The organism is Nostoc sp. FACHB-133, assembly GCF_014698055.1.
GTDB lineage: Bacteria > Cyanobacteriota > Cyanobacteriia > Cyanobacteriales > Nostocaceae > Nostoc.
On sequence record NZ_JACJSH010000057.1, the window covers coordinates 15606 to 31544 of the forward strand.

General features: G+C 39.8%; 14 protein-coding genes. 10 read left to right on the plus strand and 4 right to left on the minus strand.

Features of this window, described 5'->3' with window-relative positions:
* The first annotated feature begins 243 nt into the window (after window positions 1-243).
* The 4 genes from H6G86_RS30210 (at window position 244) to H6G86_RS30225 (ending at window position 4386) form a co-directional block, all read left to right on the plus strand.
* Window positions 244-1677, plus strand: a complete 1434-nt coding sequence (locus H6G86_RS30210; protein WP_190937401.1) for a BCD family MFS transporter — start codon at window positions 244-246, stop codon at window positions 1675-1677.
* Window positions 1678-1752: 75 nt separating this feature from the next.
* On the plus strand, window positions 1753-2559 hold the full coding sequence (locus H6G86_RS30215; protein ID WP_190937402.1) for an inositol monophosphatase family protein: 807 nt from the start codon (window positions 1753-1755) through the stop codon (window positions 2557-2559).
* A gap of 214 nt (window positions 2560-2773) precedes the next feature.
* Window positions 2774-3346 carry a hypothetical protein gene (locus tag H6G86_RS30220; RefSeq protein WP_190937403.1) on the plus strand — a complete coding sequence of 191 codons (573 nt, stop codon included), beginning with the start codon at window positions 2774-2776 and terminating at the stop codon, window positions 3344-3346.
* An 86-nt stretch (window positions 3347-3432) separates the two neighbouring features.
* Complete coding sequence (locus tag H6G86_RS30225; protein WP_190937404.1) at window positions 3433-4386, plus strand: MDR/zinc-dependent alcohol dehydrogenase-like family protein; 954 nt, start codon at window positions 3433-3435, stop codon at window positions 4384-4386.
* Window positions 4387-4473: 87 nt separating this feature from the next.
* Here the strand turns inward: H6G86_RS30225 and H6G86_RS30230 are convergent, their stop codons facing one another.
* The 4 genes from H6G86_RS30230 to petP form a co-directional block, all read right to left on the minus strand.
* Window positions 4474-4761 (minus strand): hypothetical protein, encoded by a 288-nt coding sequence (locus H6G86_RS30230; protein WP_190937405.1) that lies wholly within the window; start codon window positions 4759-4761, stop codon window positions 4474-4476.
* 80 nt (window positions 4762-4841) lie between these two features.
* Window positions 4842-5888, minus strand: a complete 1047-nt coding sequence (chlG, locus tag H6G86_RS30235) for a chlorophyll synthase ChlG (protein ID WP_190937406.1) — start codon at window positions 5886-5888, stop codon at window positions 4842-4844.
* A 191-nt stretch (window positions 5889-6079) separates the two neighbouring features.
* Complete coding sequence (locus tag H6G86_RS30240; RefSeq protein WP_190937407.1) at window positions 6080-7180, minus strand: Get3/ArsA fold putative tail anchor-mediating ATPase NosAFP; 1101 nt, start codon at window positions 7178-7180, stop codon at window positions 6080-6082.
* Between the two features lie 120 nt (window positions 7181-7300).
* Window positions 7301-7489, minus strand: coding sequence for a cytochrome b6f subunit PetP (petP, locus tag H6G86_RS30245; protein ID WP_114082757.1), 189 nt, complete (start codon window positions 7487-7489; stop codon window positions 7301-7303).
* A 448-nt stretch (window positions 7490-7937) separates the two neighbouring features.
* Between petP and H6G86_RS39695 the strand changes: the two genes are divergently transcribed.
* From H6G86_RS39695 to H6G86_RS30270, 6 genes are all read left to right on the plus strand, one after another.
* Window positions 7938-8069, plus strand: a complete 132-nt coding sequence (locus tag H6G86_RS39695) for a hypothetical protein (protein ID WP_277883687.1) — start codon at window positions 7938-7940, stop codon at window positions 8067-8069.
* A 236-nt stretch (window positions 8070-8305) separates the two neighbouring features.
* Window positions 8306-9151, plus strand: a complete 846-nt coding sequence (locus H6G86_RS30250) for an ABC transporter permease (RefSeq protein WP_190937422.1) — start codon at window positions 8306-8308, stop codon at window positions 9149-9151.
* Between the two features lie 156 nt (window positions 9152-9307).
* Window positions 9308-10654, plus strand: a complete 1347-nt coding sequence (locus H6G86_RS30255; protein ID WP_190937408.1) for an ABC transporter ATP-binding protein — start codon at window positions 9308-9310, stop codon at window positions 10652-10654.
* Between the two features lie 29 nt (window positions 10655-10683).
* A complete protein-coding gene (locus H6G86_RS39920) occupies window positions 10684-14058 on the plus strand; it encodes a rhamnosyltransferase WsaF family glycosyltransferase (RefSeq protein WP_190937409.1) in 3375 nt (1124 codons plus the stop codon).
* Between the two features lie 64 nt (window positions 14059-14122).
* On the plus strand, window positions 14123-14857 hold the full coding sequence (locus H6G86_RS30265) for a class I SAM-dependent methyltransferase (protein ID WP_190937410.1): 735 nt from the start codon (window positions 14123-14125) through the stop codon (window positions 14855-14857).
* Between the two features lie 130 nt (window positions 14858-14987).
* Entirely contained in the window at window positions 14988-15917 is a 930-nt protein-coding gene (locus H6G86_RS30270) for a glycosyltransferase family 2 protein (RefSeq protein WP_190937411.1), read from the plus strand.
* Window positions 15918-15939 lie beyond the last annotated feature (22 nt).

Below are 15939 nucleotides of genomic sequence, written 5' to 3' on the forward strand. Positions count from 1 at the left end.
ACATCGCGCATTACAACCAAGCCATAATGATTAATCCTAACTTGACTAAAGCTTATGCTAATCGAGGTGTATAATTGCTTGCCAAATAACTGCGATGCCTGTAGCGGGCGTTCGCGTAGCGTCTCGAAGAGAAGCCATCGCATCGCAACTTCCATTTTTCGTTCGCTGATTTTGAGCGGGTAGGGTTTATCTTTATTTAAATAGAGAGAGATTAAATTCTATAAAGCATACGAGAAAGTAGCTATGGCAAGCGGTGAAGTATTTGATACCAAAACAAAATCCCTATCTGTGCCAAGGGTAAACCTGCTGACCATGTTCCGGCTGGGTTTATTTCAGATGGGGTTGAGCATGATGTCCATTTTGACTCTGGGGGTACTTAACAGAGTCATGATTCAAGAAATAGCAATTCCGGCGACGCTGGTTTCAATAGTTCTAGCACTGCCTTTATTTGTTGCTCCTTCGCGTGTCTGGTTTGGACAGATTTCCGATGCCAAGCCGTTATGGGGATACCACCGCACAGCTTATGTTTGGGTGGGCGCGGCAATATTTGCGATCGCAGCATTTTTAGCTGTACAAGTAATGTGGCAGATGAATATGGCTGGAAATAGTGCAGGTACTTGGGTATGGACAACCCAAACAATCGGTTGGACAGCACTTTTGGCTTTAATTTTCGCTGTCTACGGTCTAGGAATTTGTGCTAGCGGTACTGCTTTTGCTGCTTTGTTGGTGGATATATCTGAAGAAGATAACCGTTCCAAAGTAGTCGGTGTGGTTTGGTCGATGCTAATGGTGGGGATTATTGTTGGCGCGATTATTAGTGCCAGCTTGCTGAAACAGTTAACGCCAGAAGCAACTGTAGAAACCTTGCAGCCAGCAATTAACCGATTGTTTTTGATTGTCCCAGCAATTGTATTTGGTTTAGCGATCGCAGCAACATTCGGCGTAGAAAAAAAATACTCTCAATACTTAACCCGTTCCACACTGGTAAACCGGGAAGACAGCATTACTCTAGGCAATGCTTGGAAAATCTTGACAGCTAGCCCACAAACAGGTATATTTTTCACTTTTTTATTGGTGATGACTATCAGTTTGTTTATGCAAGACCCGATTTTGGAACCTTATGCTGGTCAAGTTTTTAAAATGCCCCTAGCAGAAAGTACCAAATTAAATATTTTTTATGGAACCGGTCTACTGATTGCCTACGGCGTTACTGGCTTTTATATTGTCCCGCGTTTGGGTAAGCGCAGAACTGCCCGGCTAGGCTGTATGTTGGTAGCATTCTGTGCAATATTGCTCGGTATCTCAGGATTCACAGCTAATGCAGCAGTTCTCAAACTAGGTTTGTTCTTTTTCGGTTTAGCCGCAGGTTTCTTAACTACAGCAGCAATTAGCTTGATGTTGGATCTCACCGCAGCCGAAGCCGCAGGTACGTTTATTGGGGCATGGGGATTAGCGCAATCCCTCTCTAGAGGTGTGGCGGTAGTCATCGGAGGTACAGTTTTGGATATTGGACGCAAGCTGTTACCGAGTTTAGAGTTAGCTTATGGACTGGTATTTGCCCTAGAAGCACTAGGAATGGTTCTATCGATTTGGTTTCTAAATCGGGTAAACATCACAGAATTTCAAACAAGTACCAAGCAAGCGATCGCTTCAGTTTTAGAAAGCGATTTAGACTAAACTGTTAGGGCATTGGGCATGGGACAAATGACCAATGACCAATGACAAATGACAAATGACAAATGACTAATAACCATGAATGATTTTTGGACAACAATTCTAGATTTTGCCCAAACTACCACTACCAGGGTGGGCAAGCAGCTAATGCAAGATTTTGGGAAAGTACAGGCTTCCCAAAAAGCTGATGGAAGTTTGGTGACGCAAGCAGATAAGTGGGCAGATCAGGAAATTCGGGATGCGATCGCTTCTACTTTCTCTGGTTACGGCATTTTGAGCGAAGAAAGCGATCAGTCATTTCCTGGTACTGAGTGGTGTTGGGTAATTGATCCTCTTGATGGTACAACCAACTTCACACGCGGCATTCCCATCTGGACAATATCTCTGGGTTTACTGTATCGAGGCACGCCCATTTTTGGGTATGTTTACGCACCAACCTTGGATCAAGCTTTTCATGGTTTTTGGGCGGGTTCATCTGGTTTAGCAACACCAACAGGAGCATTTCTCAACCACCACCCCATCCACACCAGTGTTGATAGTCCCAGCAATAATCACTTTTTTAACCTTTGTTCTCGTAGTACCGCAGCTATCAAAAACGGCTTTCCCTGCAAAATTCGGATGTTGGGTGTAGCTAGCTATAATTTTTTGACAGTTGCTACTGGGGCTACTCTCGGTGGGATTGAAGCGACACCAAAAGTTTGGGACTTAGCCGGGGCTTGGGTAATTGTCCAGGCTGCTGGTGGAGTCTGGGCATCGCTGAAGTCAGAACCGTTTCCGTTGTCACCCGGAGAAGATTATAGCGATCGCTCTTTTCCCACTTTGGTTGTCAGTCGTCCCGAATTAGTTCCGGTATTTCAACCTTTTCTAGATGGCGTAAAAATCTAATCAGCTGCTCTCACACTTAAAACAGTTATTTTGTCAATCAGAGTAGTGAACGGCGACATCCCGACATCAAAGTTAATAAAGCCCTAGTCAGACAGAGAATTGAGTATAAATAAAACTAGTAATAATCCTGATTTCAGTGCAAAACCAATGTAGTTACTAATTTAAGTACCGTTGTGGCTTATATCACACTGCTTAATTTAGTATAAATAATTTTATGTTATCTAATCTAGATTTAATTCGAGAGTTTGTGCAAAACTCTATCCAGAAAAAAGAAATTTTGTTGTCAAATCCTGCTTTGACAGCGCAAACAGTGTATAAAACCAACCAATTGACAGCAAAAGGTGAAGGTGTGATTGCCACCTTCCAACTATCTAGTACACTATCTGAATTCTTGATTTCTCCAAAATCATCCCAGTGGGAATTGATAAATCAGGTATTAGCAGAATATAGTTATCTTCTCAAAGGAGAAGTAGATAGTCGGGGTTTCTATCAGTATCAATATAGCGAAGTTCCCAAAGGTTATGAGATGCACTGTACTAAATCTGTACTTTTATGGCGAGCTTGGTGGAAATATCGTAAGTATACTTCAAGACTAGGGATTCCCTTGGAACTTCTGATCAGGACGCGGGATTCATGGTACCCAATCCGAGATTTAATTATTAGTGATGGACTTCTTTATATCAAAACTTTAGGAAGCGAGATCGCACTTGATTCAGAAGATTTGGTTACTTGGTTAAGCAAAATTGATGTAACTAAAACTAAAGAAATACCTAGTACAGAGACGTAATTCGTAATTACTTTGCAAACGCAGTTTATACTCACCCTTTTAACTTTAAATTGACGCAAAGATTTTTGAAAATGGTGTGAAGAAAAATGAAAGGAATTTGGCTCGAAAATAATCAGTTGCAACTACGTACAGATATTCCAATTCCTGAACCGCCAGAGGGAGAAGCTTTGGTACGCGTCTTGCGTGCGGGTATCTGTAACACTGATTTGGAATTACTCAGAGGCTACTATCCTTACACTGGTATTTTGGGGCATGAATTTGTCGGCGTGGTGGAAAAAGGGCCAGAACACTTAGTTAACCAACGTGTAGTTGGAGAAATAAATGCTGTGTGTGGGCATTGTCGATTTTGTATCAGTGGACAACCAACTCACTGCGAAAATCGCACAGTTTTAGGTATTGTCAATCGGAATGGAGCCTTTGGTGAATATCTCTGTTTGCCGGTAGAGAACCTGCATTTAGTACCTGATAATGTGCCAACAGAAGTAGCAACATTTACTGAACCTATAGCAGCAGCTTTGGAAATTCAGCAGCAAGTACCATTGCATCCAAACGACAGGGTGCTAGTGGTTGGAGATGGCAAACTAGGGCAGTTGGTAGCACAGACACTAGCTTTAACTGGCTGTGAACTCTTGGCTGTGGGGCGACATCAAGAGAAACTTGCCAACTTAGAGGCACGGGGGATTAAAACTGGTTTAGCTGACGCTGTAAAAGATGGATATTTTGATATTTCCGTAGAATGTACTGGCAACCCAGAAGGATTTGCGATCGCCCGCCGCGCCCTCCGTCCTCGTGGTACGCTTGTTCTTAAAAGTACTTATGCTGGCAATCTCAGCTTAGATGTTTCTTCTTTAGTAGTGGATGAAATCACCCTCATCGGCTCCCGTTGTGGCCCCTTTACTCCAGCCCTCCAGCTACTAGCCACAGGACAAATTGACGTACAACCCCTGATTCATGCTACTTACCCCCTCATTGAAGGGCTTGCAGCTTTTGAACACGCCCAGAATCGCGGTGTTTTAAAAATATTGCTGGAAATTGGTTAATAGTCATTTGTCATTTGTCATTTGTCATTGGGTATGGGTTATTCCCCTTTTACCCTTGTCTCCCTCATTTTACACAGTCCCCAATCCCTAATACAGATAAGGATTAGTCTTCGGTTGATAGTCAAGACAATTGATCGCTTCTTCTGTATTGGCAATAGATGGGCGTACAGTACATTTCAGACGGTAATTGTCAGTAAAAAATTGGCAACCAGTACAGGGGATTTGATGCATTTGCTTGGCTGTAGCTACGCTATCTCGCGCTGCCGTCCAGAGACTCATGACAACGAGAATAGTTACAGTCCAAGCAGTGATAAAGCATATTGGGATTAAGAAAGGTTGAATCCCACGAAGGAGGAAAAATATCACTTCTAACACAGTATGTCCTGATACAAATTAGGAATTAGAAGTATATTAACTCCTAATTCCTAATTCCTAACTTCCAACTATAGAAGTATTTAAATACCAGCATGACCAAGAGCTAAACCTGTTACTAGCATTCCTAGCACAAGAAAAGGTTGGGCGCTGGCTTGGTACTTAACATCATTCTTCACAGGATCGCGCAAGAAATACATATCTTGCAAGGTGATTTGCGGAATGATTAACAGCACTAGTATCGTTGCATACAAATTCTCATGGATGCTGACAAGATAAGCTGCGATCAATCCTTGAAATACATCAATTGTCACTACACAAATCCATGCCGCAGTGGTGATACCAAACATTACGGGTAATGAATTTAATCCTAGCTGGCGATCGCCTTCTACACTCTTGAAGTCATTAACAATGGCAATACCCAATCCAGCCAAGCTGTAGAACATTGTCAAAATCACAATTGTGGAATTGAGATCGCCAAACAAAGCGTGTCCTGTAGACCAAGGTAGGGTAATGTAACTTGCACCCAAGGCATAACTTCCTAGCCAGCCGTTTTGCTTGAGTTTTAGGGGAGGTGCAGAATAAATATAGGCGATGAAAGAACCGATAATTGCGATCGCTGTAATTGTCGGGAATTCATGACCAGACCACACATCCAGCGCAAATGCCAAACCATAGCCAGCAATCAGTAATACCCAAATCTGAATAATTACCTGGGGTAAGGGAATTGCCCCAGAGGGAATCGGACGATAGGGTTCATTGATGGCATCGATCTCGCGATCGTAGTAATCATTGAGGATTTGGGTGTAACCTGTCATCAATGGCCCAGCCAGCAGCATACAGGTTAATACCTTCAACACATTTTCTAGCGTCCAAGTATAGTTACCCGAAGAAGCCGCACCACAGACTACGCCCCAAATTAGGGGAATCCAGGTAATCGGCTTCATTAGCTGCAAACGAATTTTCCAAATTGAAGTTTCTCCAGCAGCTGCACCTTTCATCCCCAGCAACTGCCTAGTTTTCGCATTGCGATCGGCGGATGCTATCGCTTGCTCATTGGGATTATTTACCACTGAGTCTAATGCCTCAGATGGGTTAGGGTCTGGGGTAATGGGAGTTGATTCTGACATAATTTTTACTGATTAATTAGGCATTGGGCATTGGGAAGGCAGTGCGGTCTTGGGGTCTCCCCAAGTGGAGCAACTGCCGTCATTGGGCATTGGGCACTGGGCATTGGGCATTGGGATTAAGTTTCTTCCCTATTCCCTATTCCCTATTCCCTATTCCCCATGCCCCATTCCCCATGCTCCATTCCCATAACTTAAAACGAAATTATCAAATAATTATTCTGAAACTTTGCTCCAGCCACAGGTCTGCCACTGAGAGCCGGGGGTAAGGGAATATTCCGTCGCTGGTCTCCTGCTTCTACCGTGACTTCTGGCCCATATTGGGTGAGTTTGACCTGCTTTTTGTCAAATCCTGGCAAGAATAAGCGTACTTGACGATTGTGAATGTCTATTTCAATTGGTTTAGGAGCCTGTAAAGCTTGTGCTTCAAAGTTGGGTAGTGCGTCTATCAGTGTTTGCCAGTCACCTGTTGGCGAGTCGGGAACAACGCTGACAGGTAGGGGTATAAATTCCTCTGGCAGATTGACGTTTGTCTCAGGAGACACAAGCAGAACACCACCGACAGTTAAACCAATTTGTTGAGCGCTACCCCATAAATAACGAGCATTTGCTACGTCAATTGGATCTCCTGTGGTCACTAAGAAAGCAGCAAGACGCTTCGGATCGGCAAGAGCGGCTCTCCCTTTTTCCAAGAAATTATTGACTTGGTTGGTAGGCCCTGCAAAGTTATCTGCTGTCCAGTTGATATTGAAAAAGCTGCTAATTAGCGGTTGGATTAAGGGCGATTCAGTAATAGTCTTACCCAAATCGGAGTTGACAAATAATTGCCGAAATCGCCGGACATACCAACTGAGGGATTCTGGTAAACCCAACATTCGCAACGTTAAAGAGTCACCTGTGCCATCGTAGACGATCGCATCATATTTGCCACTGGCATCATATTCGCGGATAGCATTGAGAGCTAGGGCGTTGTCCATCCCTGGCAATACTACCAGTTCTTGACCAAAAACGTCTTTGAAGATGGGCGTGCGGAGATATTGTGCCTCCAGTTTTTTCACTTCGTCCCAGTTGCGTTCAAGCAGTACAGATGCTTGAAACTGTACCGCCTGTAACTTGGGAGCGATTTCTTGAGGATCGGCAGCAATGGTAGTACCCAACAGGATTGACAATGTTGGTTCTGCTTGTCCTGCTAGGAGTACGCGCTTGCCTTGACTTGCCAATAATTTGGCTGCGGCGATCGCAATTTTGGTACGAGCGGTGCCGCCTTTGCCCAAAAATGTCAATATTAGAGCCATTACTTGATTCCTATTTTCACCGCCGATCTTTTCAATTCCAACTTAGCACTCAATAAAGATTCTCAACCTGTGCTGGAAATTTCAGATACCGAGAAAAACTCCGATCTGAGTTCTTTATTACTACACAGGTTTAATTTCATCTTCAAAAAACCAAGTGGAAGTATTGTCCTCAAACAGCACTACTACACCGATCCCACTATCAATGACTTTGTAGCCTTGAATGATACCCACTTGTCCTAGTTTTTTTACAATTGGGGGAGAAACGCGATCGCGCAAACGAAAGACTTTAACCTTTTGTCCGATTTCCATGCCTGATTACAATGCAACAAACCAAGTCTCAGTGTAGCGGAATCCGTGACTCAGCTTTCACAAATTCAGGGGAGATGAGGGAGAAAATTCTAAACTTCTAACCTCAGAACTTAAAATTAACCACAGATGCGATCGCAACGATTAGTCGTATTGGTGGAACATTTGCGATCGTTAGAGGTTCATCTACATAGCTTGAGTTAAGCAACCAAAGTAGTAGTTATGTATCAAACTATCCTCCGTCCACCACAAAAAACCATGCCTAGGATGGATGATTTACCCAGTGAATTAATATGAAAATTAGGTTTTACAGATAAATTTCACTGCATTCAGGCGGATTTTCTGAGTGAGACTTGTGAACCTCTAATCTTATCCATCTGAAGAAGTTTTGTTTGCTAACAACTTAAACCTTTACTACCATGCTCGCCATCTTTTGTAATATAAAGGATTTGTGGTTGCGTTGATATACTTCAGGGGGTTGGGTGGCAAAGCTAGGAGAAAAAGCAGAGCAAGACAGCCAACGGCAGAGCGATTAGCAGAGTGTCTGCGATCGCAAGGAATTGATCCAGATAGCTTGAGTTAAGCAAAAACTTGCGTCCTTAACAAGACAAGCAGTGTTGCCAACAGAATTTATATTGCTAAGAAAAATATACTTAGCACTAGCCGATTCATTGTATAATCACCAAGACAATTTGTGTAAGATTTTCTAGTAATAATGTATTCCCCAAGTAACACAGGATATTTTCATAGCTATTAAGCTTTATGGAGAAAAATTGGGTGTGTCGGTAGTGAACGAGGAAGCGGGAATTGTTGCGAGCAATACGAGGATTTGTACATAAGGCAGGGAGACTGAGGCGCATACTACCGATAAATGAACGGTTGTGGGCAAAGTTTGACTTGCTGAGAACTTTGGTGCGTCGGGATTTAGAAGCGAGGTATAAGGGTTCTGTTTTAGGCAATTTGTGGCCTTTGCTAAATCAGCTATCACAATTACTGATTTACACCTATGTGTTTTCGGTTGTGTTGAAGGTGAAGTTAAGTTTGAAAACTTTACCAGAAAATAACTTCACCTTTGGTTTGTGGCTATTTGCGGGTTTGCTTCCCTGGATTGCTTTTATGGGGGGTTTGATGCAGTCTGCTAATTCAGTCGTAGGACAGCCGAATTTAGTCAAGAAAGTTGTATTTCCCCTAACTTTGTTACCGCTCGTGCCAATTTTATCAACGTTCATTGAGAGTTCCTTGGGTTTAATGGCGTTGATTTTTTTTGTGGCGGTAACTTCTCATACTTTACATGCTACCTTGGCGCTATTACCCTTTGTATGGCTAACACAGTTATTGCTAACGGCAGGATTGGGCTATTTAGTGGCAGGACTAACAGTGTTTTTGCGAGATATCCCGCAGACTTTAGGGGTGATTTTAAATATTTGGTTTTATGCGACACCGCTTGTCTATCCAGCATCAGCAATTCCTGAGCAATGGCGGACTTTGGTATTCTGGTTAAATCCAATAGCAGCGATCGCTGAAGTTTATCGTGACATAGTTTTAGTTGGAGAAGTCAAACACTGGGGTGAGTGGGGAGTTTCTTCACTAATTGCAGTTGTAATCTTTTTTGGGGGGTTGTGGTGTTATCGCCGCCTGCGTCCAGCATTTGCCGATGTATTGTAAACTGACGGTTTGATAGCACGGAGTCATTTAGCTAGAGATGCCAGCATTGATTATGTAGTGACATCTGGCAAAGTAAAATGAGTACGTAGGCATAGCCCGTCGTAGAGATCGCATTTTAGCTTTAGTGTGTGAGTTTTTAGGATTGACAGCAAAAGTATGGGTGAAGAAATTGCTATTTCCCTTAAGAATGTATCGAAGCGTTTCAAACGGTATAGCCGACCTGTAGATAGGCTAAAAGAAGTTTTGCTACCTGGTAAGAGTAGAACAGATGAATTTTGGGCACTTCGGGATATCAACATTGAGATTCCCAAAGGACAGACAGTTGGAATCGTTGGACGCAACGGTTCTGGAAAAAGTACATTGCTACAAATTATAGTGGGAACCCTGACACCATCCAGTGGTGATGTGCGAGTCGTAGGTCGAGTTTCTGCTTTATTAGAATTAGGAAGTGGTTTTAATCCAGAGTTTACTGGAAGGCAAAATGTCTTTTTTAACGGACAATTGTTAGGATTAAGTCGAAAAGAAATCGAAGACAGATTTGATGATATTGCCGCTTTTGCCGATATCGGCGATTTCATCGATCAACCTGTTAAAACTTATTCTAGTGGTATGTATGTCCGCTTGGCATTTGCTGTTGCAGTCAATGTCGATCCAGAGATTTTAATTGTTGACGAAGCACTTGCTGTTGGAGATGTTGTATTTCAACATCGTTGTATGCGGCGAATGCGTGCAATGATGGATTCTGGAGTTACAACATTATTTGTTTCCCACGATGCAGGCGCAATTAAAACATTGTGCAATTCAGCGGTGATGATTCATGATGGAAAAATACATACGACAGGATTGCCAAATGCCGTTGTAATTGAATATTTAAAATTAATTACAGAACTTGAATTAGGTTTAGCACAAGATATTAAAGTTAACTCTCAACAGCAAGTAAATACCGTTGTAGATAACGCAATAGAAGCTTCAGATTCTCAAAATTTTGATATTGAATCTCCAAGTTCAAGTTTCAGCAAGGCAACACGCAGAGGAAGTGGAAAAGCCAGAATCGAAAACGTAAAAATCTTGAATCAATTAGGTCATTATGCTGGCGAAAGTCCAATCTTTGCATTTAATGAAGAAGTAACATTGATTGTCAATTTAAAAGTTTATTCTGTCATAAAAAGTTGTATTGTTGGCTTTCATCTGTGTGACAAAAATGGTAATGAGGTAATTGGTAGCAATACTTTAGAAGAAAATATAAAAATAGATAAATTAGAACCAGGAGAAGAAATAGAAATTAAGTTTAAATTTAATTTGCCTCTTAGACCTAGTTCTTATAGCTTAACAGTTGCTGGAGCTGAAAGCTATGAAGCTCTTAGCTTTGACTGGATTGATAATATAATGGTTTTTCAAATTTTACCCCCAGACACTGGAAAGCTCATTCATGCTTTAGTCCATCAACCGATGGTCGTGAAAGTAAACAAAAAAGTTTTACCAACAGTAGTTACACCAGCTTAATTAATACACATATTAAAGTTCTATATATTATGAATAAAGATTGGTCAAAGGATTATCCATCGGCTGAAAATCTTACAGAAGAAGGTTTGGGGGAAAACCACGTTTTAAGGAAAATGTTAAACCTCATTGGAGACAATCAGCGAGTAGTAGACTTTGGGTGTGCAACTGGTTACTTTGCTCAGTTACTTAGTAGAAAAGGCTGTATTGTCACAGGAGTAGAGATAAATCCAGATGCTGCTAAAGTTGCCGAACAGCACTGTAAAGAGGTAATAGTTGCCGATTTGGATTTTGTTTCTGTTACAGAAATATTGCCTAGCCAGGAGTTCGATGTTGCAGTGTTTGGAGATGTTTTAGAACATCTGCGAAACCCTTGGAAAATTTTGGAAGAAACCAAGCAGATATTAAAAAAAGATGGATATGTAGTTGCTTCTATTCCAAATATTGCTCACGGTGCAATTCGCTTATCTTTACTACAAGGTAAATTTGAATATACAGAATTAGGGATTTTAGATAATACTCACCTGAGGTTTTTTACCAGAAAAACGGTTGAGGAGTTATTTGAAATACCAGGATATTTAGTAAATATTGCTGATCGGACAAAACTAGAAGTTTTTTCAGATAGTTCTTTGATCCCTCAACATAAGAGAGAACAATTCAACAGTGATACTATTAAACAAATTGAAGAAGATAAAGATGCTGACACTTTACAGTTTATTATTCGGGCAGATCCTTGGACTATAGAAGGAGAATATGCTGCAATAAGCGAACGCTTCTCTAATCTGTTGGAAAAATCGGAGCAATTGAAATCTCAACTGCATTCAACACAAGTAGAACTGGAGCAAGCCCAAGCTCAAGTACAGGAGAATCAGCTTCAGTTGGAGCGATCGCAGTCTAATCTACAACAAACGCAGACAGAATTGGAGCGATCGCAGTCTAATCTACAGCAAACCCAGACAGAATTGGAGCGATCGCAGTCTAATCTACAGCAAACCCAGACAGAATTGGAGCGATCGCAATCTCAACTCCGACAAACTCAGGCGAAATTAGAGAAATCACAGTCTGAATTAATATATGCTCAAACTTCTATTACTGCAATGCAAACCAGTAAGTTCTGGAAGTTAAGGAAAACTTGGTTCAGAGTTAAGGGTTTCCTAAATTTGGTTCCCGCCTCAGAAATATTTACACATAATAAGGAGTTAAACATAGTTAATAAAACAGAAGACATCCTGAAAACTTCTAACTCTCTTCAAGAAGATTTATTCACTGATAACATGTTAAAAATGTTTGCTTTTATTAGTGGGTGCCCGGGAGATTCTTATCGTTATCGATGTCATCATCAAGCGGAAATCCTAAAGTACCTTGGCTATACAGTTGATGTATATGAACCAATGGTATTTTTATACAATGAACTTATCACTAAATATAAAATAATTATTGCTCATCGAGTTCCCCATACTAACGAATTTGAACAGTTTGTTTTCAATGCAAAAAAAGTAGACATAAAAGTTATTTTTGATACTGATGACTTAGTGTTTGATCCATCCCGTATTTCTCAAATTCATGCTTGTACGCTAATGGATCAACAAGAGAAGACTCTATACGAAAATGGAGTAAAGCGATATCGTAAATCCATGTCTTTATGTGACTACATAACAGTAAGTACAAACAAACTCCAGCAAGAAATACAACAAAGTTTTCCTGACAAAGTTTCGGTAATTTTACGTAATCGTATAAGTAATGAGATGGAACAAGGAGCGATCGAAGCTCGTAAGAGTTATGTTCCTAATGATGGGATGCTTCGGATTGCCTATTTTAGTGGTACTAAAACTCATGTTAAAGATTTTGCAGAATGTGTTTTAGCCTTAAAAAGCATTCTCACAGAATTTCCTTATGTCCGCCTCATGGTAGTTGGACATCTCGATATCCCAGAAGCATTACAGGAAGTTGCCTCACAAATAGAGTGTGTTCCATATATGCCTTGGAGGGATTTACCAGAACTGTACCGGAAAGTTGATATTAATCTTGCACCCTTGGAAAAAAATAATGACTTTACCGAATCAAAAAGTGAACTCAAATATTTTGAAGCAGCGCTTTTATCTGTCCCAACAATTGCTTCGGATACAAGTGCTTTTCGTGTCGCTATTCAAGATGGAGTTAATGGACTACTGTGTAATAATTTGGATGAATGGAAAGATGCTCTGTATCAATTGGTAACTAACCAGAAGTTGAGACAGGAAATGGGGCATAAAGCCTTTGAAGATGTAAATTCTCGCTATTTGACGCGGGTTGCAGCTACAGAAAGTATGGAGAAGTGGAAATATTTATTGGGGGGAAGTTTATCACCCAATAAACCTCTTTCCATTGCTTTTATTCTGCGAGCGCCGATTGCTCAAACGGGTGGAGGCTATAAGCATATTTTTAATTTAGCTTATTATCTGGCAGCTAAAGAACACACCGTCAATATCTATATTGAACCAATTGCTCATCTAACCAATTTTACTACTGAACAAGTAAGAGATTTTTGCGAGGAGAATTTTGGGAAGAGTAACGCTATCATTCATTGTGGTCATGCTGGAATTTTAGAATCAGATATAGCGATCGCTACAAATTGGCCTACAGCTTATGTTGTTGAGCAACTAGTTAATACCCGATTCAAAGCATACTATGTTCAAGATTATGAACCTTACTTTTATAAACCTGGAGAGTCTAACTTTACTCAAGCAGAAGCCACTTATAATTTACCTTTAAATATAATTACTTTAGGCAAGTATTTGGCAGAGATATTGAGCCAAAGAAATAAAATTGACTATCCGTATGTAGATTTTCCATTAGGTGAAGTATTTTTAGCTGAAAATCCTATTTTGGATCGTCATTTAAGTACAACGAAACCCTGTTCAATACTATTTTTTGCTCGTCCTCATATCCCCAGGCGTAATTTTGCTTTGGGAGTAGAATCATTAAATAAATTGCATCAGCACAATTCTGATGTGCAAATCAAATTGTATGGACTGGAAGAAGCTTTAGAACTTCCATTTCCTTACGAAAATTTGGGAGTTTTAACTCAAGCTGAAACAGCAGAAGCAATGCGCTCATCTGATATACATCTATCTTTTTCTATGACAAATATAAGCACAGTTGTTTTTGAAGCAATGGCTTGTGGCTGTGCCACAGTCGAAGTGGATGTACCTCCAGTACGATCAATGGTTAAGGAAGGAACTTGTCTATTATGTGAACCTAATTCACAAGCTGTTTTTAATGCATTAATGGATCTAATAAATAATGCTGGAATGCGGCAAAATATTGCAACGTCTGGCTATGAATCAGTGAAGGATCTAACGTTACAAAATATGTGTATGAAATTTGAGAAAATTCTTATGGAATATAGCTTTAGAATTAAAAGCTGAATTAAGTATAAATAAATAAGGAAGCAATTGATTTTAGGTTGAAAGATAGGAGTCAGTAGAAAACATGATTACTAGAGTAGATTATCAGTTAAATCGCTTGCAATTTTTAAATAAATTAGTGAATTTAGAAAATGCAGAAGGTTTAGAAATAGGAGCTTGCGATCTACCAACTGTTACCAAAGAGGTTGGCAAATGTGAGTTTGCCGATTTTCGTTCATCGGAAGAAATGATTGCTCTTTGGAACCTTCCTGCTGAAACAGTAATGCCGATCAAATATATTCTCCAAAGGGATATTAAAGTTCACCGTCAAATTCCCAAAAAGTTTGATTTTGTCATTCTCTGTCATGTAATTGAGCATATTCCTAATGTCATTAGTTATATTAAGGATTTACATAATTTGCTGAAACCAGGAGGATTTATAGTTATTGCCTGTCCAGATAAGAGAAGAACTTTTGATGCTTCAAGACCTTCAACAACAATAGAACATTTACTCGACGATTATTACAATAACTGTAATTATCCTTCATTAGAACATATCTTGGAATTTGCCAAAGTTATATCTGAAGATTTAAAGCAGAAAAGCATAGAATCACCTAAAGAGTTTTATAAATGGGGATGCGAAAATTTTGAATCTGGACTTGCAGATGCTCATTGCCACGTTTGGACAGATGAAGAGTTTTTCACTCAAATGAAATACTTGATCGATGGGGATATTATTGAAGGCTTGGGAATTGTTGATAAACAATACAATGATGGTGCTTATAATGAATTCCTTATCGCTTTCAAATCTTCTGAATAAATCCAGATATAATCAGAGAAATATCAATTTGTAATGAAATTAGTTTGTTATATTATCAATTTATTAAATATGTCACAATTGCCTTCCCTATGCATCGGTTTACTATATAAGTATTATAAGTATTACGCAAATGAAGTCTCAGTATAAGATAGCAGCTTATATAACTGCTTATGAAGATCCAAAAGCAGTTATGGATTGTCTTAATGCTATTGCTTGCCAATCCTCCTTTACGGTTGACAAGTTGCTGATATTAGATAACTCCACAAAAAAGCCTTTATTGCATCTCACAAATAAAGAAAATATTTTAATCAAGTTTCATCCAGAAAATATAGGAATTGCGGCAGGACTAACTTGGGCAATCAAATGGGCTATCGAACAAAAATATGACTTTTTATGGTCTTTTGATCAAGATAGTGTTCCGACTGCAAACTGTTTAGAAATTTTGCTAACCACTTATTATCAATTGTCTCAAAAAGATAATTATAAAATTGGCATTATTGCTCCTACTCCTTCTGATCCTAGAACTAATAAAGTTATAGAAGGTGCAGTTTTTTTTAACGATCATTTTCTAGCACTTAAACATAATAGTAGTGTTGATTTTTATGAATGTGATTCACCGATTACATCAGGATCTCTAATTTCATTAGCTGCCGCTAAAACCATTTCTCCTCCTTGTGCTGACCTATTTATTGATGGTATTGACCTTGATTATGGATTGCGGCTAAGACAAAAAGGCTTTCATAACCTGATTGCTACTAAAGCTAGTATGCACCACAATTTTGGTAGTCCTATTCAAGTAAAATTTATGAATAAATATCGCTATATACAACAATATTCAGCTTTACGTTATTACTATATCTGTCGTAATCATAGTTATTTGGAAACTCGCTTTTCTCAAGGTTACTATCACTTCACTAGCTTAATTCGACGAATAAAATATATGCTGCTTCAAATTCTTTTTATTATGCTATATGATTTAGAAGATAAACAATTAAAAATATGGGCTTGTTTATTAGGGACTTATCGGGGCTTGATTGGAAATATTAGTAAAACTTGGTAGTTGAGATTGTTATCTCACACAC